Source organism: Butyricimonas paravirosa, assembly GCF_032878955.1.
Taxonomy (GTDB): Bacteria; Bacteroidota; Bacteroidia; order Bacteroidales; family Marinifilaceae; genus Butyricimonas; species Butyricimonas paravirosa.
Genome location: NZ_CP043839.1, coordinates 481,635 through 502,628, shown reverse-complemented (window position 1 = coordinate 502,628; position 20,994 = coordinate 481,635). Strand labels below are relative to the sequence as shown.

Here is a 20,994-nt window from a genome sequence, read left to right as displayed (position 1 = left end):
ACAAGGTCATATTAAACATCTGTATCGTAAATCCTCTTTTGCAGCAGGTCTATAAAGTTCATGGCATCCATAGGGGTGGAGCGAGAGAGGTCGAACGAGAGTATCATAGCCTGCAGGCTGTTGTCATACGAACTTTTGCTGCCCTTGCGGTCTTGCCCGCCCTCCGTTTTTTCGGGGATGGAGACCAACGCCTCCGCTTCGCTGCCGTCTATGCCGGAAAAGACGAAAGAACCGTCGTCCTGCCGGTCGATTTTCCCTCCGGCGGCTATTATCTGTTCCATCACTTTCCCTACATGGCTTTCCGGGAATCCTGTGGTCAGCACAAAATTTCCGCCTTTACGCTGCCGGTGCATGACACGGTAGCCTGTGGCGCGTGCCAAGGCGAAAGCCCCGCAACCGTAGGCGGAGAAAAACTTGCCCGACCGGGTCACGAGGAAACGGCTGTCGCCGAGTTCCTGCTGTTGTTGTATCAATTCGCGTTCTGTCATACAGTCCTCCTCAGTTCTTTGATTTCATTACAAATCTCCTCTTTTTTGCATTCAATCTGTCTGTACCGTTTTTTCAACACGACTTTCTCCAAGTGTCCGGCAAAATAGATGACCTGCCACCATTCCTTACCGATACGGCTCATGACCTTGCACCGCAGGTTGTAGGAGGAAAAATGCCGCATCATTCCCAAATAGGAGTTTATCGTACTGACAAACTCCTCCCCGTGGGTTTTCACGTAATCGGGCGAGCCTGCCGCCAAGCGGTTCAGGCGGTCGATGGCATCGTAGCAGAAGCCGACTGTGCGGTTGCTCAGGTATTTCCGCCCCGGAAGTATCATCCCTCCGATAAACAGGACACCTTTCGTGTAATGTTGCAGATAGATCTTGCGCGGGTGCAGCGACAGCCCGTGTTCGGAGAGCCAGCCGGCAATTTTCGCTTTCACCTCTATCAGGTGCTCTTTCGAGGGATGGACAAGCACCATGTCGTCCACATACCTGCCGTAGTGCTTCACGCCCCATTCTTCGCTGATGAGATGGTCCAGTCCGTCCAGGAAGTTAAGGGCGAGCAACTGGCTTGTCAGGTTGCCGATAGGCAGTCCGCACGAGCCGTCGGAATGGAACAGGCTCTTGTCTTTGGGCAGTCCGCGCCAGCTTTGGGGAGGCGTCTTGCGGATGCAGTTCTTTTCCGGACGGTTGAATATCGTCTCACGGAGCAGATAGAGCAGTATCGCCAGGTCGTTTCCCCCGTAGCGTTCGTGCAAGAGTTCTTCGGTCAGGTCATACAGCCGCCTCTTCGATATTTTCATGAAGAACGAACGGATGTCTATTTTCAGGATATAGCAATCCCGCGTGTAGTTCTCGGAGCAGAGCCGGATATGTTCTTCCACCCGTTCTATGCCGTAGAGCGTACCCTTTCCCTTGCGGGTACTGTAACTGTCATCGATGAACTTCTCTTCCAAAAGCGGAACGAGCCTGTGGGCTATGAGGTGGTGTACAACACGGTCGCGGAAGTCGGCGGCGAAAATCTCCCGTTTCACGGGTTTGTTGATAATGAAAGCGATGGAACGCGAAGGGCGGTATGTGCCGGCATTGATTTCCCGCCACAGTTCCACACACCTGCGTTCGTAATCGCTCTCGAAGGCAAGGGCATTGCAGGTATTGCGTTTCTTTTTACGGCACTCGAAATACGCCTCGAAGACATCCTCCAACGGAATGCCTCCGAGTTCCTCATCTGTAAAAAGACTTTGTTGCAACTCCATATCGCTATACCATTTTGTTTATCGTAAAGTTTTTATTGAAAAAGCCAAGACCGGACGCACGTAACTATTTCTGTTGTTCTTATTGTTGTTGTTCACGTTGCCGTTGTTCACATTCACATAAAGAGCGTTGTTCGCCGGATTGTTGTAGTTCTCAGAAGAGGACCAGTAAATGTTGTCTGTATTTGTCTTTGCGAGTCTCCCTGCACGAGGGAAGCCTGCCGACAACCCTTTTTCAATAATAAACAGTTCACTCCGGGTAGCCTTGACCGCCCGGATTCCGACCGACGAATCATTCATTGCCTTTTATCTTCCTGTTTCTTCATCCCGCGTTCATTATATTGTTTCCAGCTCGTAGCCTGCTTGCCTATCTTCTCCAACAGCAACCCGAACGAGGCGTATTTGCGCTCGGTAATGACCTTCTGCTCCACACATACGCGGAAAAGCATCTGCAACATGCGGTAACGGTCGAGAAATTCGGTCAATACGCCCACTTTTTCATAGCTGCTGTTCGCCTTGTAAATCAGAGACAGCATATCCAAAGTCAAATCCACCATACGGCTGCCCATACTGTACCGGAAGAAGCGGGGAAAATCCTGCGTAAGCACCAGCAGGTTGTTCAACAACCTGTAAGTGTCGCGGTATAGGGTAATTCTTCGGATAATGCCATAACTCGATTTTTCAAAAATTTTTCCGACCCGCTTCGCGGGGATTTAGCCTTTATCAACAAGCGGCTACGCCGCATAATAGATAAATAGATTAAATAGACAAATAGGTCAGAAAGCCAAGACCGGACGCACGTAACTACTCCTGTTGTCCTTAGGGTAGTCGTCCACGTCGCCGCTGCTCACATTCACATAAAGAGCGTTGCTCGCCGGAAAGAAGTAGCTCTCAGAAGAGGACCAGTACCAATCCCTCTGTAAGACTGATACTCCTGTCTTGCCGTCAAACAAAGAAGTACGGTTTTGATAAACATTCCACATCTGGCCGATGGAGGGCAAAAACCAGCCGGTGCTGTTGGCAGGGGACGGGACTTTGCTCGCATAATCCACAACGGCATAGTAGGTGGCAGGATAACCGGAATCTTCGGTGGCATTCAACTTGTCCTTGCCGCCGGCAGCGGTGATGATTTTCTGTGTCCAGGCGTAGCCGCTCCAGTCGATGTCAGGTGCAGAGTAATTGTTCTGTTTTTTTCCGCTTCCATCCGTGGGGCAGCAACCCAACTCGGTTCCGTAAACGCCCCACTGACAATAACCGTTTGTGGCATCCTGCAAGGCAACGGCATAGCCGTGGCACTTCTGCTGACCGATACCGGTGGCGGAGTAATCGGAGGCATCGTTTTCGTGATGACCGGCATGGAACACGATGGCGATGCACTCCTCATTCGGCATTTCCTCACCGGGGATAATATACCAATTACCATCGGAATTCTTGCACAGGTAGTCGCCCATCTGCAAGTTATAATTCTTTTCCATAGCCTGCGCACCGTCCACCTTATAGGTCTTGTAGTTGCCTGTGGCAATGCCGTTCGGGGTGAGGGTAAACTCTTTCTTGCCGCCGTCGAAGCTGCCGGTGAGGGTCGGGGCAGTCTGTGCGGGATTCACGATGCAGCGGTACGAGCCGTCCGCCATACGGCAGGGCTTGACGCTGCTGTTGGTGAAGTCGGCGGCGGTCGGCACGGTGTAGTCGGGGATGCTCGTGTCGGTGAACTTGTACACCGTCTTGGGCATTTCGATGACGGCGAGCGTCATGCGGTGGGTCATGGCGAAGGAGAGCAAGACCTTGCCATTGGCTTTGTCAGCATTGCCACTGGCGGTCATGAGGTCGGAGGCGGTGTAGCCTGCGGTGTAGTCGCTTTGGTCGGAAGCCGGCTGCCAGTCATTGATGAGCGGGGCGAAGAAGTCGGCATCGTCCGTGACTTTTACCTTGCCCGTCATGTCCGCCTGGTAGGGATAGTAGAGGAAATACTGCTCGCCAGCGAGTCCTCCGGCGAGAGTAACGCCCGCTTCGGGCTGCCATGCCAAGTTGCCGTCCGGGCCTGCGGTGGCTGTGAGCTTTACATTTTCATATACTACCGCTTCGCCGCGCACGATGTAGAGTCCGCACTCGTCGCCGGCCGTGAACTCGGTGCGGTAGCCATTCTCCGTGGCGCGGGTAAGGGTTTTCTGCATTCCGCCGTCGGAAGCCGCCGGAGCATAGCCGCCGTCGGTGATGGTGATGGCGAGCGGTGCGGCATTGTCAGCACCGGGCAGGGGAAGCTCCTCCTGCGTGCAGCCGGTCAGCAGCAGTGCCGCCGCCCAAAGGGTATGTAGGATATTTCGTTTCATTGTCACACTTTTTATTTTAACTTTACGTTACTTGTTTTTATCTTCCTTGCGGGGCAAAGACTGCAAGCGGCCGTTGCCACAATTCCGTTTGTAAATCCGACCCGCTTCGCGGGTATTCAGCCTTTATCAACGAGCGGCTACGCCGCATAATAGATAAATAGGCTGAATAGGTAAATAGGTCAGAAAGCCAAGACCGGACGCACGTAACTATCCCTGCGGTCCTTACGGTCGTAGCTCACGTCGCCGTTGCGCACATCCACACAAAGAGCGTAGTCCGCCGGAACGTAGTAGAACTCCGAGGAGGACCAGTACCAGTCAGACTTTAAGCCTGATACCACTGTCTTGCCTTCAAACAAAGAAGCGCGGTTTTGATAAACATTCCACATCTGGCCGATGGAGGGCAAAAACCAGCCGGTGCTGTTGGCAGGGGACGGGACTTTGTGCGCATAATCCACAACGGCATAGTAGGTGGCAGGATAACCGGAATCTTCGGTGGCATGCAACTTGTCCTTGCCGCCGGCAGCGGTGATGATTTTCTGTGTCCAGGCGTAGCCGCTCCAGTCGATGTCAGGTGCAGAGTAATTGTTCTGTTTTTTTCCGCTTCCATCCGTGGGGCAGCAACCCAACTTGGTTCCGTAAACGCCCCACTGACAATAACCGTTTGTGGCATCCTGCAAGGCAACGGCATAGCCGTGGCACTTCTGCTGACCGATACCGGTGGCGGAGTAATCGGAGGCATCGTTTTCGTGATGACCGGCATGGAACACGATGGCGATAACGTTCTTACCGTTCTCCGGCTGCGGCTTGGTCTCTGCCCACTCCATCGTGCCGTCGGCATAGAGCTTGCGCAGGCCACCGTCGCTCCAGGTGCCGTCGGAGTAGTAATAGTCGCCGATTTTCGGTTCTGTTTCCGTGCCGTCATAGGTGATGGTCACGCCCACATTCTCGCTGCCGCCGGCGTTCCACGTTCCGCCCTTGGCTGCGGTCACCTCTATGCCACTGGCTTTCACGGTGATGGTGTAGGCATACCGCTTGCCACCGAAAAACCCAAATTTGCCGGCAGCTTCTGTTTCGGGAGTGTAGGTAAAGTCATTGCTGCCTATGCTGATTCGGATGAGCGGCTTGCCCGTCATATCCTGCGGCGGCACTAACGCCTCGTATTTCTTCGTTGCGGCATCGTAATAGGGCTTTATCTCGCCGTCCGATTGGTCACCCGGTGATACCAAGCCGGCGGTTGAGTGCGTTAGCGGGTCTCCGAAAATGGTGACGGTCGCACCCTCCAACTCCTCTTCCGTAATGCCTTCGCCAGCTTTGAGAATTACTTCGATTTTCGCCATGCGGTGGATGAAACGGAGATTTATGGCTTGGTCATAACGCCCTATGGCACTGGCGTACAGGACATCGAAAGCGGCGTACCCGCCACTTTGGTCGGAAATATCCGTTTCCGATTCTATGTCCGGGGTCCATGCACTGACGCGGGCTTCATCGGTGTTCTTCCAATAGAAGGCATTATCGGCATCCTTCGGGCTTGCATTGCCCGATGCGTCCATCACGTATGTTTTGTTACCAAACACGCCTTCCAGTGACACTCTAATCTCCTCGCCGCCCGTCCACGCGTCCTTACCTCCGGCGCGGGTCTGCGGCTGCGCCACCTCCGCCGTCAGTTGCAGCGGGTACTTGCCGTCGGGCAGGGGCGCGGTGCTTTCATCCTCACTGCTACAGGAAGCGAGCACCCCACAGATGAGCATCACAACCGGCAACCAGTCGCCGATGCGCGGCCACGGCCTTCTCGCTATGTTCCTTATTATTTTCATATTGTCTTTATTTATTTCGTTTTGTGCCACTGCCCGTTGCGACGCGGGCTGCCGCACCATTTATTATATATGGCGTGCCTCCGTCTTACGCCTGATGCACGGCAGTGGCTTTCAGACACACTACATTTTTGCATCACCCGCATGGCTACCACCGTCGTTCCAGTTTTCGATGGTGCTTCCGCTAAGGGTCAGCCCCGTCTTCTTCACCGTGATGGTGTAGGTATAAGAATAACCGGCCTCCAACGCGGGTTTGATCATGTCCTTGTTGGAGTAGCTCTGGTATTCCTCGTCATCGGGAGATATCTCAAGCACCAAAGCGTTGGCGAGTGTCTGCGGGAGCAGGATCATGGTGAAAGTCATCACGCCCGTGGCGGCGTCAAAGGTTGCCACGCACTTGTCCGTGGCCGTCTTCGGGGCACCGGTGCACTGGCGTAACATCCAGTCGCTCACAACGCTGCCCGTGGTCGCGGCGGTACCGGTCTTCACATCGAACGTTCCCTCGTGAACCAGGCCGCCCAGCTTGTAGTCGGCGAATTCCAGCACGGCAGTGTCGTCGAAACCGTCGGTGTTCGACACCTGCACCTTGAGGATAAGACGGGCCATCTTGTGCTTGAAGGAGCAGTCGCTGCCGCCCGCGGCGGTGTTGTCCGTGAAGCTGACGGTCGGGCTGTCTTTATCGGCCTTGGCTCCCGTGGCATGGATGTAGTCCACCTTCTCCTGTTCCGTGGTCGTGGGCTGGTTGCTTGTATTTACCGTAATCTTCCCGTCTGTACCAGGCAGGGTGGAGGCGTTTGCGCCCGATGCGTAAGGCGCGTAGGCGGCAAAAGTAAACTCGAGGAAAGCGTCCTCGAAGAAGATGCCGCCACCCGCCGTCATCGGGGTGAAGTCCGCGTTGGTGCCGGTACTCGTGGTCGCGTATCCCACGTTCTTGTACTTGCCGCCCATGGTCGTGGTCGTGCCAGGGGCATCCACCACCATCACGCCGATTCGGTCGGCGTTCCACCCGTTGTCCACAGCACGGGTCTTCGGCCCGCTCACGCCTGCCGTGATTCGTGCTTCCACCGGATTGTTCTGTACCTCGTTCTCTTGTGTACACGCAGCCAATAGCGTTGCTGCTGCTGCAATAATGAAAAACCTCATGTTCATTGTCATAATCTTGTTTTTTTAATTAAAATATTTATCGTCAGTTAGCATCCCCATTGCCGCTTTCTACCTCGTTCCAGCCCGTGATGGTTGCGCCCGTTACCCCGGCCTCTACGGGCAAAAGCAGATTACCCGTGAGTTTAACCGGTTTGGTGCCGTTATTGAAGTCCCTTATGGCCTCGGTAAGGTCGCTCACTACCCGCTGCGTGTCACCGTTGTTGAAAGTGATGTCCACCGTCAGCGTATGCGTTTCCGTCGGGACGATGCCGAGCAGTCGGAAAAAGATTGTGAACTTGTTGCCGTCCTGCCTGAAAGCGTTTGTTACTTGTGCCGCTGCACTCCGGTCGCCTGTTGCCATATCCGCTGCCGAAGCCACGCCGGAGAGCGTTGCCGTAGCCGACTGTACACGGCTGTAGTCGCCTTCCGTGGCGGTCAGTTCGATGTCGAGCCTGCGCACGTATTGTCTCATCGGGGCGGTGACGTGCAGGGTGTCATCCGCCACGACGCTGATGTCCTGGTGCGAGGCGAAGAGGTAGCCGGGGTGCGGCTCTATTGCACCCGTCAGATCCACCGGATTCACCGTTGCCTTGTTTCCGTCGATACTAATCCCCTCCGGGGAGTTGTACACCGTCAGGCCGTAGCCACCGGGCGCGAGCAGCGCGTCGAACACGTTGGTCGCCGCGCTCACGTTCTGTTCCCTCCCGCCGATGCGCAGTGTGTATGCCTGCGGTATGTCCGCCTCGGTGCTCTTTCCGCTCCAGTCCGTGGTTACGACCACCGCCCCACGGTCGGGGTGCGGCGTGTCATAGAGGTCGTCCTTCACGCACGAGGTCAGTATGGTCACCGCACCTATTAGATATAATAAGGTATAAGCCTTTCCGTATGCTCCCATATATTCCTTTATCTGTCGTATGATTGTCGTTGTATTCATTGTTCCTCCTTTCCGCTAAAAGATGTTCCACACCAGGGTGACACCCGCCGAGACGGGGCCCCACCAGTTCTTTGTTTCGCTGCCGCGCCTTACCCTCACGCCGTTGATGACCACATACTTGTCATAGTCGGCATGGATATAGCCGATGCCGAGGTTGAAATCAAGAGAAAGGGCATTGTTGAGTTTCAGCTGATAACCTCCGACGATACCACCGCCCATGAGGTCGCCCTGACGGCCTGTTTCGGACAGCTTGTAGTTGAACTGCCCGGCCTTGTACATCGCACCGATATAGCCCCGTTTCTCCTTGCCGAGATACCATCGCACTTCGGGGGCCACTTCCCAAAGGGCATAGCGGCGGTTCTTGTCGTCCCAGCTCCATGAAGCCCACGTACCGTTCACGGCAATACCCACATGGCGGTTGATGCGCCACTCGATACCCAAATCGGGAGTGAGGGTTGCCCAACGCAGGAGGTTGGCACGCAAGGCAAAATGATACGGGGTGGCTATTGCCGTTTCTTCAGCTTGCAGGCGGGCTTGTTCCTCCGCTTCCAGACGCTCTTTTTCGACTTGTTCCGCTGCCATGCGTTCACGCTCCATCCGTTCCGCCTCGGCTTTCTCTCGGGCTGCCTGCTCTGCAGCGATACGCTCCTGTTCTGCCTTTTCCTTGGCAGTCTGTTCCGCTTTTGCCTGCTCTTTCGCTGCCATACGTTCGCGCTCCGCCTCGCCAGACACCTCTTTGTTATAGGCTTCCACTCTGGCGGCGGCTTCCGCACCGGCTATCTCCGCCACTTTCTCAACAGAGGCAGGGAGGGTGACGATGACCATGTTGTGCAGGGATTTTCCGTTCCCGTCCGTATAGGCTTCGTCAAACAACTGGTCGGTGACGAAGTTCGACTCTTTTATCTTGCCGCGCACAATCAGTTCCGACTTCACACGATTGCGGCGTGTCTTTGCCACTTGCGCCGCAGTCTGTTCTTCGTTGCCGTCCGTAGCGTAGCTTGTCACTAAAAGATACATTTGTCCGGCTTCGATGGCGGGGCGGTGTTCGTCGATGGCTGCAAGCAACCGCTCAAGTTCCTGTCCGTTGCCGCTCCACGGGGAGAAGAACATATCGTTCTCTGCCACGAACCGGAAACGGTAGGCAGTGGAGTCCGGCTTCTCCTGTGCCGAAAGCGACAATCCTGTAACGGCAAGAAAGACCGTCAATAATATTCGTTTTATCACTGTCATATTTGATAAGATTTGTTGTTACGGGTTAATAAAAAAGCATATCGGCGGCGTATGCGGGCATTGTTGTTCCATGCTCCGGCATACACCGCCGACGGATATGACGATACGCGCCCCCGATTGGTGAGGGCGGCATGTAAAGGTTCGGATAATAACGTGGAAAGGAGAGATATTCCGGAAAACGGACTCTCCGTAAGTGATTGGTATTTAAGGAATATTTTGTATATTGACGCGCGTAGCCATGAGAGAGAGAGAGAGAGAGAGAGAGAGAGAGAGTAACCGAATTATCTGAATATCCAAATAATCGGCACACATTTTAAGCGCATCGGACAAATATTTTCCGGATATGGAAACAACTTTACGAAACGGTAATGACACGAAAAAAGCCTCCGTCTTATAGGACGAAGCACCGCCTGAACAAAAAATATTTGTTATATACGGGTGGTATTTATATGTGCTTTTATTGCCGTTCATACATCGTTAACAAAACATTCTCGAAATACAATAGCAAAAGTACAAATAATTTCTCATTCCGCAATGAATTGAATGATATTATTTTGCAGAAACTTTTCCGGCAAGGCGGTTCCACTTTTTCATATTTGCTTTTGCCTGTCTTATACCCCTATCGGATTGACTTTCATCGTTTCTAAGTTCAGGAACAGCCCGTGATGCTCAATCATCCCGTGGCGGAACATTTTCCAGAGGATATTGCAGCCGAGTTGCGCCAGCGTGGAGTTGATAAACAGATCCTGTTTTTCCAATGCCTCTGCCAGTGAGCAACTCGGTCCGGAATCCACTTCTTTCACTCTCGCATATTTCACAAAACGGGTAATGACTTTCAGTGAGCCGACCGTTTCATACATCGTGGAAACCGGCTGTTTGATTTTCTTCGGCACGGTTCCCAGTACAACCTGCCCGGCGGTCTTTGTATTCCCGAAATCCATCCAGTAGAGCGGCGTGTTATTGTCCGTATAGGAGGATGAAGGAACTTTCGCAAGCACGTTCCACAAATCGAGTCTGGATTTTATATTATCCGTACAGGTAATGGTGATGTTCGCAATTTCGGTCCGCTTTACCTCCTTCAATACCGACGGATAGAAACTCGCCTCCGCTTTCCAGTCGTTTCCGAAAAAATTGTTTATCCTTGTGACCAGACATTGTGACTTGTTCAGTCCCAGGTCCGACGGTCCGAAGAGCTGCCGCCCAATGTTTGCGTCCGTCACGATGTCTGGATCGTAGACCGTTACGAACAATCCCGGATGTCCGAGTGCACGGAGCGTGACATCCAGTCTTGCCATACCGGTCAGCACTTGCGAGCCTGTACCGCCCGCGCCTATGATGTTTACCGTCACCGGATGTTGCGGGTTCATCAGGTAACTGTCTGTATAATGTACTCTTTTCATCGCAATATGTCTTTTAGTTTCAGTTTTTTTAAAGGTTGCAGTTCGTCAAGGTCAAAAGGCTTGTCCTTTGCCGCTTTCGTTACCAGTACCAGATTGGATTTCGTGGGGTTCCCACCTCCACCCAGATGGGAGAACTCCGTCAGCCAGAACCTCTTTTCCCAATACTCCAGCAGGTTCGTGTAGGTCAGGTCTTTCGGCTTCTCAATTTTTGCGGAGCCCAGACAGACGCTCGCTCCCGTCACATTGAAGAACGGAGCCGCAAAAAGGTCCGAATTGTCTGTCAGTTCAACATCTGTATAGGCATAGACATTCAGACGGTTTTCTCCGGCCTCATAGATCACGCCCGGCAGGTTGTATTCCGCGCTTTCAATCTTCAGGATGTCATGGAAGAACATCATGCGCTTTTGGGGCGGGTTGTACCAGATGTATTTCTCACTGCCCTTGCGCGGGTCAAACCACAGCAGGTTGGACGGTATCCTGCCGTATGGTGTCACACTGTGGCTTTCGGAATAGCCCCGTACCAGTTCGTTCATGAACTCCACCGTCACCGGACGGCCTTCGCCCATTGTCCCATTTTCGTCTATGTCCCTGACTTCGATAAAATAACCGTCGTCATCCGTGCTGTGGTTGTCATTCTCTTCCGCATAGACAATCAACGCCGCCCTCGGATGAAGCAGCGTCCTCAGTTTTCTTGTAAGTTCATTCGTTTCTACCATAATCTTTCAATATACAATGTTAATAAATTCATCCGCCCACTTGAAGAACCGTTCCGGATAGTCATCCATGATAAACAGGCGGTCGGTTTCCGGTGACAGGGCACAGGTGGTAATCGGGATGATATCGTATGTCTCCTGGCTGTTATTATTGTAATAGTCCACCAGATATTCGGACACCATGTCGTCGCAGTCATAGACCACCCTTATCTGCTGATCCAGACGCATCGGCTGAAAATCCGGTTCCTCCTCGTAAAAGGCATCATAGCCGTATTGCATGATACCGTGTTCCGGGTTAAGGAAGGGCAATCCCTTTTTCATCGCTCCGACAATGGAACGCTCGAAGTCGTTTTGCGGGGTGTATTTTTCAAGTGCCTTCGGCAAATCCTTGTAATAGGACTTTTTTTCAACATGCTTTAGCAGCCTGCCGATTTTCCCTTTCTCGTATGACCGTACCAGTTCCAGTCTTTTGACAGTTTCCTCTTCCTCCTCCTGCGGATCATCCTCTTTCAGCCACATGAATATATAATCCGTGTCCTCTTCGTCCAAAATGGTAGAGATTCCGTTTGCCCACATCAGCTTGTTAATGAATGTAATGGAAATCCTCCTGAGCGTAGAATTGAGAGATTCAACGAATTTCATCGGGAAATAGTACAAGGTCAGTTCGCCCCATTTGTGACACTTCCACAGATTGAAATAGAGCCTGCCGTTATCCTGTTCGATATTCACATTCATCCCTTCCCCGACAAGTTTGTCCATCTCGTCGTACAGATTGGCTATGCTTGCCCCGATACTTTTGCCCGGAGTATGCACCGCTTCCTGTTTCAACAAAAGGGCATAGTTGAAAAACGAGTCACGCAGGAACTCGTAGTTTTCCTGCGTAATCACGTTGATGCCATTACTGCCGTATGAATCCACGACAATACTTTTCTGTGCTATCGGGGCAAGTGCCGTATTCAGAAAAGAATTACGGCCCCGCTTGGAGCCGTAATCCGTTCTGTCCTGTTCACACCGTGTCGTACATTCCGTTCTGTCTGGCCGATGATGAGCCTTGCGAGCAGTGCCGACTGATGTTCGTCCAATGGTACACATGATTTCTTCTTTTTATTGTCCTTCTTCATGGTTTCCTATCCTTTTGTCCCGATGGTGGTCTTGAACTCGTACACCGCCTTGTCATTCTTGATGACCGGTCCGTGTACCGTCGCCGTGGTCAGCTCCGGGTAGAAGTTGGAGTAGTAACTCATGACCATTTCGGGGCTGTCCGACGGGTTGGGATCGTCGAGCGTAATCATTCCGCTGCCTTTCTTGAACGTGAACGAGCGTGTCATTCCTGTGATTTCGAGTGCCATAATCTTAAACTGTCTGATAAGGTGAATACTTGGGTTCTAACATGGATTGGGGAAAATCGGGATATTCCTCGTAATCCTTGGGATTGTAATTGATTTCTCCGTCCGCGGGATATTGCGCAGGGTAGTCTTCGGGAGAGAATGCCTGTTCCTGCCAGTGCGTGTCAGACTGTGCCCCGTATGGAGGCTGCGGAGCCGTAGGCTGTTGTCCGGCATATTGCGGCTGTGGCGGAAGCGGTCTTTGCGGCGGTTGTTGCGGTGGCCACATCGAAGGCTGTTGCAGCGGTTGTGCCGTCATAGGCCGCTGCGGTTGTCCTGCTATCGGTCTCGGAGCCTGGGGCTGCGGCGGATAGGGCGGTTGCTGCACGGGAACTGCCATTGGTCGTGGCTGTGGCTGTTGTGCCGTTGCCGCCATAGGTTGCGGTTGCTGCTGTGGCTGTGGCTGCGGTTGCGGTGCCGGTTCATCCATCAGCTCGAACAGGCTGCCCTTGTTCATCGCCTTCTTCTGTTCCTCCACCATGCTGTCAATCTTCTTCAGGTCTTGCGGCTTGGCATGGAGGCGTGCCTGGCCGAGTGCGGAGACAGCCTCGCTGTGCTTCCCGGCGGCAATCAGTTCCTCCGCCTTCTTGAGATGCTTCTCGTACTTCTCGCGTTTCTCCTTCTCCTCCTTCGTCTCTTTGGCTTTTTCTTCCTTCGCCGCCTTGCTGTCGGCAGCGGCCTTGTCAGCCTGCGCCTCGAACTGCGCCATGTTGGTGATCAGTCCCGCCACCTTCTGTATCGGCCGGGCGACGGTTTGCAGGAATCCCGCGTCCAGTTCCTCCGGCAGTCCGCTGACCGTCAGGGGCACGATGTGGTTCTGGGCCTCGTCCTTCAGCCCGTTCGACTTCGGCAGTGTGGATACCGCCATTTGTCCGTTCGCTTTGCGGATGACTATCGTGAGGTCCACGCCCTCGGTCATCATCTGGTTGATTGCTGTAAAAAACATAACTGTAATAATTTAAAGTGTGAATAATCGTATTTTTTATTGGTTGAAGAACTCCGCCAGCAGCCTGTCCCTGTCGGGATGGTGGCATATTTCCAGGATGGGGTTCAGCAGCGTGGAGATGTGTACCGGTCCTGTGCCTCTTGGCGGGAACTTGACTACGGGATTCGGCTCCACTGTCCTTTTTCTTCTTGTTGCGGGCATCGGCATCTGCACCGGTGCCATCGGCGGTCTTGAGATGATTGCTTGGTTCATGACTTTATAATTTTAATTGTGAATATCCGGGCTTTGGCAGCCCGTTGAACTACAAGGGCTTTACGGTAAACGCTTCCGGAAAGGCAAGGCTTTCGGGAAAAATACCGGAGCGCAGCGAGGATGATTTTTCCGCGAAACCCGAAGGGCCCGGCCTTGCCGTCCGAAAAGAAGCGTTTGCCAACTTTGCCCTGTAGTTCACGGTCTGTCAATGGCTGTATGCGCTTCCCTGTCTTTTCCATGCGTGTCCTCGTCATTCTCATTTCCATAAGGCATGGGAAACAAAAAGAGCCGCCCGAAAGGACAGCCCTGTTCCGCGAGGTGATATTTGGACCTGTATGGTATATCCGCTTCATATGTCTGTATCTTTAGAAAACCAGATAGCTGAGAATGCAGAAAAGTATAGCCGCCGCTACCAGCAGGCAGGCTATTTTATATAAAAACCTGAAGAATCCCTTGAAACACACGATGGCGACTGCCGCCCATACGGGCGATATTCCTCTTGAGTGGAGATAGCTGAACACGATGAAGGCGACAATGGCCAATGCCATAATCCTTATCCATTTGGCTGTCCTGAGTTTTTCGATACATTCCCTTGTTTTCATGACCGTATATGGTTAATGGGTGAAACATGTCATTTCCAATTTCAGGGGCCGGAAAGCGGACCGCCTCCACCGGCAAGGTTTTCGGGGAAAATACCGGAACGCGAGTGAGGATGATTTTCCCCGAAACCTGCAAGGCCCGACCTTGCGGGTGGAAACGGGCGGTTCCGCTACCTTTGCCCTTGAATTGGAATGGCAGTGCATTATTTCCCCTTCCCTCCCTTGGGCTTGGGGAACGAGAGTTTCAGGTTGAAGTCCGCGTCAAAGGCTACCGCGGCGTCGAAAGAGGCCCCTTTCTTGCCCTTGACCCCCTTGATCAGCCTGGTGGAGCCGGAAGAGAAAAGCTGTTCCAGATGCTGGTCGGTCAGCTCCTTGTTCAGGAAACGGCGGAACACCAGCAGTCCGCACCCCTCATGGTCGCACTTGGCGACTTTTGCCTTCACTATCACATTGCCGGTCTTGCACTTGGGGCAGGTAAAGGCGCGTGACGACGGTTCGGGGAATTTGAGACGCAGTATCTCACCGGTCACTTTCCCGGTGTATTCCCGGATGGAGAGCATGAAGCTTTCCGGATCGAGGGTGTGCCCCTCTATCTGTGCCAGTGCCTTCTCCCATGTACCGGTCAGTTCGGCATCGGCCACCATCATGCCCTTGACCGACTCGTAGAGGTAAAGCCCCTTTTCCGTCGGGCGGATGCTCTTGCCGGAACGCTCGATATAGTCACGCTTGAAAAGGGTCGTGATGATGGCGGCACGGGTAGCGGGCGTGCCGATGCCCAGCTCCTTCACCGCTTCCCGTGCCTGTCCGTCAGCGATTTCCTTACCGCAGTTCTCCATGGCGGTGAGCAAGGTCGCTTCCGTGTAAAGGGGTCTGGGCAGGGTCTTTTTCTGTGCCAGCCCGTATCCCATGACCGGGATTTCCTCGCCTTCGGCAAACACCGCCGTTCCCCCGTTACCTTCCGGCTCGTCCTTTTCACGGTCTTCCTTCCGGGAGAACACGGCACGCCAGCCGGGATTGACGATGACGGCGGATTGTGAGCGGAAATCCATACCCTCGCACACGCACTCCATCTTCAGTGACTCTTTCTCGCAGCGTGGAGAGAAGGCTTCCAGCATCCTTCCGGCTATCATCTCATAAACAACCGCTTCCGCCTCGGACAGCCCTTCGGGAACGACGCCCGTGACGATCAGTGCATGGTGGTCGGTCACTTTCGTGGCGTCCACGCTCCGGGTGTTCAGGCCGGAAAGGTCGAAAGTCCGTCCGTATTCCCTGAACCAGGGCATGGTGATGACCTTTTCCAGCAAGGCCGGGACATGTGCCATGACATCCTCCGGGATATAACGGCTGCCCGTTCTCGGGTAGGAGACCAGTTTCTTTTCGTACAGGGACTGGGCGATGGAAAGGGTCTTGTCCGCCGAAAGGTCGTGGTGGATGTTGCAGTCCTTCTGTAGTGCGGTAAGGTCATACAGAAGCGGAGCCTGCTGAAATACCGTCTTTCGTTCTACCTTATTTATGGTCACCACAGAGTCGGAAGTAATGCGCCTGTACGCGGCCTCCGCCCCATTCTTGTCCCTGAAGTCCTCCGGGTTGAAGAACTGCCGGTGCACGTCGTCTTTTTTCAGCGCGATATGCAGCTGCCAGTATGGAGTGGAGACGAAGTTCCGGTTTTCCTTGAAGCGTGCGCATATCATGGCGAGCGTGGGAGTCTGCACACGGCCTATGGAGTTGTTCGCCGATCCGGAGGCTGTCGCCAGGGCGCGGCTCGCGTTCATGCCCACCAGCCAGTCGGCCTTCGCACGGCTGTCGGCGGCGGCATAGAGGCTGTCGTATCCGCTTCCCTCCCTGAGGTTCGCCATGCCCTCGCGGATGGCCTCGTCGGTAAGCGAGGAGATCCACAGCCGTCTGAAGGGCTTGGTATAGCCCAGATAAGAATATATCCACCGGAAGATAAGTTCCCCCTCGCGGCCCGCGTCCGTTGCCACGATGATGCTGTCGCATTTGGAGAATACTTCATCAATGATTTTGAGCTGTTTGCCGGCGGCGATGTCCGTCACCATCCCCCTGTCCGTGCGTATCTGCCGTGGCACAAGGCGGAACGGTTCGGGAATCATCGGGAGGTCTTCGGCGGTGGTCCTCGTGTAGCCGTATGTTCCCGGCAATGCCAGCGACACTAAATGTCCCAGCGCCCATGTCACCATGTAGCCGTTTCCTGTTATGTAGCCGTCCATTTTTTCTGTAGCCCCGACTACGCGGGCTATGTCCTGACCGACACTCGGTTTCTCTGCTATGATTGCTATCATGATTCGGATAAAATTTAAGCCGTTTCCCGCTTGCCGGTACGCGAAGACGGGAAACGGCGGTTATACATTCGGTTTACATATTATAAGAAGGCGGGGTTACTGTTCCACGGGCTTGATACCGAGGATTTCGAGCAGCGGGTCGCCGTCCTTGCGTACCAACTGGAGTGTGGCGTCCATCACCACGTCCACGCCGAGCAGCACCAGGCTGAGCGATACCACGTTTGTCTTCTCACCGCTGAGCAGCGTATCGAGTTCCCCGGCCATTTCCAGTTCATCCTTCAGAATGCCGATGGCTGCCAGCTCGTCCCAGTTCACGTCTTCCGCCTTGAAAGGCGTGTTGTTTTCCTTGTTCATTTCCATGTTCTGATTCTTTTGGGTTCAACATTCGTTTTGCTTTGACCGTCAGGCTATGCTCGCCCCCCTGGATTGGCGGTTTTCCTCTCCCTGTCTTTGTGTGGCGGACACCACGTTGCGCTGCGAGGCGTCGCGTCTGCGGTCGGGATTCTCGTTGTAGAAGTCCAGTCTGCCCTGGTTGAAGTTCGCCTTGACGTACTGCGAGATGGTCTTGCCGTCATACCCCTTGATGCCCTCGACCAGCACCGCCTTGCCGCTCTGGAGGTCGGCACGCTGCTTGCGGGTAAGCTCTACGTCCCATACCTTGGCCGGTATCTTGAACTCCTCGCGCTGGTCGAAGCCGTCCCGGGTGCGCGAGTAGCTCAGCCTGCCCGTTTCGAGGTCTGCCTTGATGAACGAGGAGAATTCCTCTCCCTTGCGGTTCACCATGTCGTTGAGGAAGATGGGCTTCCCTTCGCGCAACTCTTTCTGTTCCTCGGGAGTGATTTTCACGCCATTGATTTCATTCGGGATGTAGATTTCCCGTGCGCCTTCCGGGGAGTCGGGATTGTAGCGGGTGTAGGACGGACGGCCTGTCGCCTCGTCGAGTTTCACGTAGGAGGAGAACAGTTCCCCGTCCTTGCGCTTCATGCCCTCCACGAAGATGGCCTTGCCCTCGTTCAGGTCGTCAATCTGCTTCTTGGTCAGTTCGACGCCTCCCAAAGACTGCCGGTTGAAGAGCTTGTCGTTCTCGAAGATGAATTCCACGCCCCTGCGCTCGGCGTTGACCTGGAGGTGGGCGTCGAACGGGTTGCCCGATCTGGCTGTCATTCCTTCGACGAATATCTTCTTGCCTTCCCGCAGGTCGTTCTGCTCCTGCTCGGTCAGTTCAACTCCGCTGATTTCACGCGGTATGAAGACATTCTCGGCTTTCATCGCCACCACCTCGTTGGTCAGCTTGTCGATGCTGACGAAAGAGGGGACATACTCGCCGTTGCGGTTCTTCAGTTCCACGACACGCCCCATGTTGCCCGTCTCAAGCAAATTTTTCTTGTCCTCGTCCGAGAAGATGTGCCCGAAGTAGGGACGGTCGAGGTCGGGTTTCTGCCGGATACCGTGGATGCCCAGCACGATGTCTCCGGAGCGGGACTGCTGGAACGAGAGCCTCGCGTCGGTGCGTAGCACGGCGGAGCCGAAGTTCATGCTGATGGGCACGACCTGGTTGGTCTTGTAGCCCCTGAGCATCTGGTCGAGCAGCCCCCGTTCCTGGAGTTCTTCACGGGAGAGCCCGAAGTTCTTCAGCTGCTCCCAGTTGATCATGGACTCGTTGTAGCGGTACTGGGGCTGCTGCTGCGTGCCGTCACCTTGGGCGGCCTGCTGCTGTGTTTCGTTTTTCTTTGCCATTTCTTCTTGATTTTGATGGTTGATACTTTGGTTTTCCTTGTCGCGGGGGACAATCTCGTACTGTTTGAGGAATTCCTCCACCGCGTCTGTCTTTTTTCCGGCGGCGAGGTCTTCGACGGCCTGCCGCACTTTCGGGTCGTCCAGCGTGTCTTCCTTGATGGAAAGGATGCCGAAGCGTGTCGGGTCCTTGAGCTGGCTCCAGAAGTTCTTCAGGAAATTCTCGAACATGTTCGCGTAGCGGTCGATTTTGAGGAAGGAGTTGCGGTGCTCCTTGTCTGCCGGCACTGTTTCGTACCTGCCGTCCTTGTCGAGCTTGCTGACCGCCTGGAGGAGCAGCTCCATCTTGTCGAGGATAAGGACGATGTCACTCATCTGCTCGTTCTCGGTGACTTGCGGTTTGAGGGGTTCGTCCCTCACGTTTTTCTTTGCCATAACTTTGAGTTTTTAGCGTTGATAATTGTTGTTGTCACCGCAAATATATAGGCATAATTTTGATAAATGACTATGTTTCAATGCGTTAGGCTATCCATTTCATCAAGTGTCATCATGTTTCACCGCGAGAGGAAAGAGTGTGGGCCGGAAAATGGGAAAAACGGAGGGAGAAGCCGGAACAACGCACCAAAGCCCGAAAGCGGAAAAAAGGGGGAAGCGTACGGACAGCCGCAACCAATCGAGGAAAAACGGCAGGGACGACACGGAAAACGGAGGCAAACCGCAAGGACGGCACGCAAACGGCAAAGGAAAAACTGTAATATGCAGAGTTGGGAGCGAGCGCAGCCCTTGTCCCCGTTTGAGGTATCCCCTGATGGGACAGGAAGAAGATTTTGTTTGGAAAACTCCGGGTGGCGTGACCCATTGGGATATCATAACGCGGCAAAATATCCCCCGGCAGATTTTTTCATTGACCTTGTATTATGCGTCGTAGGTCGCTTCGCTTGCCAAGTCCCAAACCTTTCCGCAACTCGGACGGCAATACCGGAGCGTTTTTTCGGGCGGAAAATTACCGCAGGGAATTTTATGTCCCGAAAACCGAAGGCTTGAACGTGCAGGTATTCGCCCTCCGAGTTACCTTCTTGATGGGACTTGGTAAGCGAAGCGACATTAATAAGCCCGGCTATTGCTATTGGAGAAATTTGGTACTTTTCCCATTTTTTTCCAATAGAATAATCGCACTACAGATAATTTTTACTACTTTTGCAACATGAAAATACCAAGAGACAAATACTTACAAGAGCTGCAAAGTGTGATGCACAACGGAATGATTAAGATTATTACCGGTGTACGACGTTGTGGAAAATCTTACCTTCTATTTGAGTTATTCAAACAATCATTACTTGATAATGGCGTGAATGAAGATCATGTTATTCAAGTAGATTTGGAAAACCGACGTAGTAAAGATCTCAGGAATCCGGACACATTATTGGATTATATTGACGGGCATATTGTAGATAACGATATGTACTACATACTATTGGATGAGATTCAACTTGTTCCAGAATTTGAAGATGTACTCAATAGCTATCTGAAAATTAAAAATGCAGATGTATATGTGACCGGTAGTAATAGTCGAATGCTATCCAGTGATGTAAAAACCGAATTTCGTGGTCGAGGATATGAAATCAGAGTACATCCTTTAAGTTTTTCGGAATTTCTCAAGACAGGACAGTACGCAAGCGAACTTAACGCTCTGCAAGACTATATGATTTATGGAGGAATGCCGCAGATTGTGTCTTTTTCTGACAAAAAGAAGAAAGAAAACTATCTTAAATCATTGTTTCAGGGTACTTATATACGCGATATAAAAGAACGGTATAATATTAGGAATGATGATGATTTGAACGAACTTATAGACATTATAGCTTCTAATATCGGTTGCCTGACAAATCCGACAAACCTTGAAAATACATTCAAATCTGTGAAAGGTCATAGTATCTCAGATACAACCATACAGAGTTATCTCGGGATGTTACAAGATGCGTTTATGGTGGAAAAAGCCATTCGGTATGACATTAAAGGTAAGCATTACATCAATACACCTTCAAAATACTATTTTGAAGATGTAGGATTGCGCAATGCCCGTCTGAATTATCGTCAGATTGACGGTGGCCACCTTATGGAAAATATTATATATAATGAACTGCGTATCAGAGGGTATTCTGTTGATGTCGGGCAAGTGGAGGTGAGAACAACAAATGCCGAAGGAAAGAAAATACGAAAACTATTGGAAGTGGATTTTATTTGTAACAGTGGGAACAAACGTATGTATATACAATCAGCACTTGATATGCCTACTCCTGAGAAAATTGATCAGGAAACAAATTCACTTCGTCATATCAATGATGGATTCCCTAAAATAGTCATAGTTGGAGGCTTAACCCCTTCTTATGTGAATACTGATGGCATATCAATCATGAATGTGATTGACTTCCTTAAAGATACAGAAATGGGGCTATTGTAAATAATTACAATATGG

At 52.6% G+C, this 20,994-nt stretch carries 22 protein-coding genes; 3 read left to right on the top strand and 19 right to left on the bottom strand.

The genetic code is table 11. The features are described from left to right. Positions 1-11: 11 nt before the first annotated feature. From F1644_RS02105 to F1644_RS02065, 9 genes are all read right to left on the bottom strand, one after another. The gene (locus tag F1644_RS02105) at positions 12-488 is read right to left on the bottom strand and encodes a MutS N-terminal domain-containing protein (RefSeq protein WP_004319010.1); all 477 of its coding nucleotides are present in this window, start codon (positions 486-488) and stop codon (positions 12-14) included. Then, positions 485-1,747: a reverse transcriptase domain-containing protein gene (locus F1644_RS02100; RefSeq protein WP_209279521.1), complete on the bottom strand. Its 1,263-nt coding sequence runs from the start codon at positions 1,745-1,747 to the stop codon at positions 485-487. The genes F1644_RS02105 and F1644_RS02100 overlap by 4 nt, the downstream gene beginning before the upstream one ends. Positions 1,748-1,765: 18 nt before the next feature. Beyond that, positions 1,766-2,044 carry a hypothetical protein gene (locus tag F1644_RS02095; RefSeq protein WP_168044323.1) on the bottom strand — a complete coding sequence of 93 codons (279 nt, stop codon included), beginning with the start codon at positions 2,042-2,044 and terminating at the stop codon, positions 1,766-1,768. Next, a complete protein-coding gene (locus F1644_RS02090) occupies positions 2,041-2,352 on the bottom strand; it encodes a four helix bundle protein (RefSeq protein WP_229782422.1) in 312 nt (103 codons plus the stop codon). The genes F1644_RS02095 and F1644_RS02090 overlap by 4 nt, the downstream gene beginning before the upstream one ends. Positions 2,353-2,520: 168 nt before the next feature. After that, complete coding sequence (locus F1644_RS02085) at positions 2,521-4,071, bottom strand: fimbrillin family protein (RefSeq protein WP_168044321.1); 1,551 nt, start codon at positions 4,069-4,071, stop codon at positions 2,521-2,523. A 179-nt stretch (positions 4,072-4,250) separates the two neighbouring features. After that, the gene (locus tag F1644_RS02080) at positions 4,251-5,885 is read right to left on the bottom strand and encodes a fimbrillin family protein (protein ID WP_168044319.1); all 1,635 of its coding nucleotides are present in this window, start codon (positions 5,883-5,885) and stop codon (positions 4,251-4,253) included. A 120-nt stretch (positions 5,886-6,005) separates the two neighbouring features. Then, on the bottom strand, positions 6,006-7,037 hold the full coding sequence (locus tag F1644_RS02075) for a fimbrillin family protein (RefSeq protein ID WP_168044317.1): 1,032 nt from the start codon (positions 7,035-7,037) through the stop codon (positions 6,006-6,008). A gap of 31 nt (positions 7,038-7,068) precedes the next feature. Beyond that, entirely contained in the window at positions 7,069-7,959 is an 891-nt protein-coding gene (locus F1644_RS02070) for a FimB/Mfa2 family fimbrial subunit (protein WP_168044315.1), read from the bottom strand. A 15-nt stretch (positions 7,960-7,974) separates the two neighbouring features. After that, the gene (locus tag F1644_RS02065) at positions 7,975-9,189 is read right to left on the bottom strand and encodes a DUF3575 domain-containing protein (protein ID WP_004318993.1); all 1,215 of its coding nucleotides are present in this window, start codon (positions 9,187-9,189) and stop codon (positions 7,975-7,977) included. Positions 9,190-9,240: 51 nt separating this feature from the next. Between F1644_RS02065 and F1644_RS02060 the strand changes: the two genes are divergently transcribed. Further along, positions 9,241-9,465, top strand: a complete 225-nt coding sequence (locus tag F1644_RS02060; RefSeq protein ID WP_004318991.1) for a hypothetical protein — start codon at positions 9,241-9,243, stop codon at positions 9,463-9,465. Between the two features lie 335 nt (positions 9,466-9,800). Here F1644_RS02060 and F1644_RS02055 read toward each other — a convergent pair whose 3' ends face one another. The 10 genes from F1644_RS02055 to F1644_RS02010 form a co-directional block, all read right to left on the bottom strand. Beyond that, positions 9,801-10,589, bottom strand: a complete 789-nt coding sequence (locus tag F1644_RS02055) for a PRTRC system ThiF family protein (RefSeq protein ID WP_004318986.1) — start codon at positions 10,587-10,589, stop codon at positions 9,801-9,803. Beyond that, positions 10,586-11,305: a prokaryotic E2 ligase family D protein gene (locus F1644_RS02050; RefSeq protein WP_004318984.1), complete on the bottom strand. Its 720-nt coding sequence runs from the start codon at positions 11,303-11,305 to the stop codon at positions 10,586-10,588. Before F1644_RS02050 ends, F1644_RS02055 begins: the two co-directional genes overlap by 4 nt. Positions 11,306-11,311: 6 nt before the next feature. Beyond that, a complete protein-coding gene (locus F1644_RS02045; protein WP_168044313.1) occupies positions 11,312-12,394 on the bottom strand; it encodes a hypothetical protein in 1,083 nt (360 codons plus the stop codon). Positions 12,395-12,429: 35 nt separating this feature from the next. Next, positions 12,430-12,651 (bottom strand): PRTRC system protein C, encoded by a 222-nt coding sequence (locus F1644_RS02040; RefSeq protein WP_004318980.1) that lies wholly within the window; start codon positions 12,649-12,651, stop codon positions 12,430-12,432. Positions 12,652-12,655: 4 nt separating this feature from the next. After that, a complete protein-coding gene (locus F1644_RS02035; protein WP_004318978.1) occupies positions 12,656-13,633 on the bottom strand; it encodes a PRTRC system protein E in 978 nt (325 codons plus the stop codon). Between the two features lie 36 nt (positions 13,634-13,669). Next, positions 13,670-13,885, bottom strand: coding sequence for a hypothetical protein (locus F1644_RS02030; protein WP_168044311.1), 216 nt, complete (start codon positions 13,883-13,885; stop codon positions 13,670-13,672). 365 nt (positions 13,886-14,250) lie between these two features. Continuing rightward, complete coding sequence (locus tag F1644_RS02025; RefSeq protein ID WP_004318972.1) at positions 14,251-14,487, bottom strand: hypothetical protein; 237 nt, start codon at positions 14,485-14,487, stop codon at positions 14,251-14,253. Between the two features lie 200 nt (positions 14,488-14,687). Further along, on the bottom strand, positions 14,688-16,784 hold the full coding sequence (locus F1644_RS02020; protein ID WP_119064714.1) for a type IA DNA topoisomerase: 2,097 nt from the start codon (positions 16,782-16,784) through the stop codon (positions 14,688-14,690). A gap of 96 nt (positions 16,785-16,880) precedes the next feature. Continuing rightward, positions 16,881-17,144, bottom strand: a complete 264-nt coding sequence (locus tag F1644_RS02015; protein ID WP_004318970.1) for a DUF4099 domain-containing protein — start codon at positions 17,142-17,144, stop codon at positions 16,881-16,883. Positions 17,145-17,186: 42 nt separating this feature from the next. Beyond that, a complete protein-coding gene (locus F1644_RS02010; protein ID WP_004318969.1) occupies positions 17,187-18,953 on the bottom strand; it encodes a DUF3945 domain-containing protein in 1,767 nt (588 codons plus the stop codon). A gap of 151 nt (positions 18,954-19,104) precedes the next feature. Here F1644_RS02010 and F1644_RS02005 point away from each other — a divergent pair, with 151 nt between their 5' ends. Both F1644_RS02005 and F1644_RS02000 read left to right on the top strand, forming a co-directional pair. Then, entirely contained in the window at positions 19,105-19,446 is a 342-nt protein-coding gene (locus F1644_RS02005) for a hypothetical protein (RefSeq protein WP_034522595.1), read from the top strand. A 276-nt stretch (positions 19,447-19,722) separates the two neighbouring features. Further along, positions 19,723-20,979, top strand: coding sequence for an ATP-binding protein (locus tag F1644_RS02000; RefSeq protein ID WP_004318967.1), 1,257 nt, complete (start codon positions 19,723-19,725; stop codon positions 20,977-20,979). Positions 20,980-20,994 lie beyond the last annotated feature (15 nt).

Bases quoted from the DNA above. Each gene is read 5' to 3' on its own strand.
- F1644_RS02105 (WP_004319010.1), bottom strand. From the start codon at position 488: ATGACAGAACGCGAATTGATACAACAACAGCAGGAACTCGGCGACAGC.
- F1644_RS02100 (WP_209279521.1), bottom strand. From the start codon at position 1,747: ATGGAGTTGCAACAAAGTCTTTTTACAGATGAGGAACTCGGAGGCATT.
- F1644_RS02095 (WP_168044323.1), bottom strand. From the start codon at position 2,044: ATGAATGATTCGTCGGTCGGAATCCGGGCGGTCAAGGCTACCCGGAGT.
- F1644_RS02085 (WP_168044321.1), bottom strand. From the start codon at position 4,071: ATGAAACGAAATATCCTACATACCCTTTGGGCGGCGGCACTGCTGCTG.
- F1644_RS02080 (WP_168044319.1), bottom strand. From the start codon at position 5,885: ATGAAAATAATAAGGAACATAGCGAGAAGGCCGTGGCCGCGCATCGGC.
- F1644_RS02075 (WP_168044317.1), bottom strand. From the start codon at position 7,037: ATGACAATGAACATGAGGTTTTTCATTATTGCAGCAGCAGCAACGCTA.
- F1644_RS02070 (WP_168044315.1), bottom strand. From the start codon at position 7,959: ATGAATACAACGACAATCATACGACAGATAAAGGAATATATGGGAGCA.
- F1644_RS02065 (WP_004318993.1), bottom strand. From the start codon at position 9,189: ATGACAGTGATAAAACGAATATTATTGACGGTCTTTCTTGCCGTTACA.
- F1644_RS02060 (WP_004318991.1), top strand. From the start codon at position 9,241: ATGCGGGCATTGTTGTTCCATGCTCCGGCATACACCGCCGACGGATAT.
- F1644_RS02055 (WP_004318986.1), bottom strand. From the start codon at position 10,589: ATGAAAAGAGTACATTATACAGACAGTTACCTGATGAACCCGCAACAT.
- F1644_RS02050 (WP_004318984.1), bottom strand. From the start codon at position 11,305: ATGGTAGAAACGAATGAACTTACAAGAAAACTGAGGACGCTGCTTCAT.
- F1644_RS02045 (WP_168044313.1), bottom strand. From the start codon at position 12,394: ATGTGTACCATTGGACGAACATCAGTCGGCACTGCTCGCAAGGCTCAT.
- F1644_RS02040 (WP_004318980.1), bottom strand. From the start codon at position 12,651: ATGGCACTCGAAATCACAGGAATGACACGCTCGTTCACGTTCAAGAAA.
- F1644_RS02035 (WP_004318978.1), bottom strand. From the start codon at position 13,633: ATGTTTTTTACAGCAATCAACCAGATGATGACCGAGGGCGTGGACCTC.
- F1644_RS02030 (WP_168044311.1), bottom strand. From the start codon at position 13,885: ATGAACCAAGCAATCATCTCAAGACCGCCGATGGCACCGGTGCAGATG.
- F1644_RS02025 (WP_004318972.1), bottom strand. From the start codon at position 14,487: ATGAAAACAAGGGAATGTATCGAAAAACTCAGGACAGCCAAATGGATA.
- F1644_RS02020 (WP_119064714.1), bottom strand. From the start codon at position 16,784: ATGATAGCAATCATAGCAGAGAAACCGAGTGTCGGTCAGGACATAGCC.
- F1644_RS02015 (WP_004318970.1), bottom strand. From the start codon at position 17,144: ATGGAAATGAACAAGGAAAACAACACGCCTTTCAAGGCGGAAGACGTG.
- F1644_RS02010 (WP_004318969.1), bottom strand. From the start codon at position 18,953: ATGGCAAAGAAAAACGTGAGGGACGAACCCCTCAAACCGCAAGTCACC.
- F1644_RS02005 (WP_034522595.1), top strand. From the start codon at position 19,105: ATGGGAAAAACGGAGGGAGAAGCCGGAACAACGCACCAAAGCCCGAAA.
- F1644_RS02000 (WP_004318967.1), top strand. From the start codon at position 19,723: ATGAAAATACCAAGAGACAAATACTTACAAGAGCTGCAAAGTGTGATG.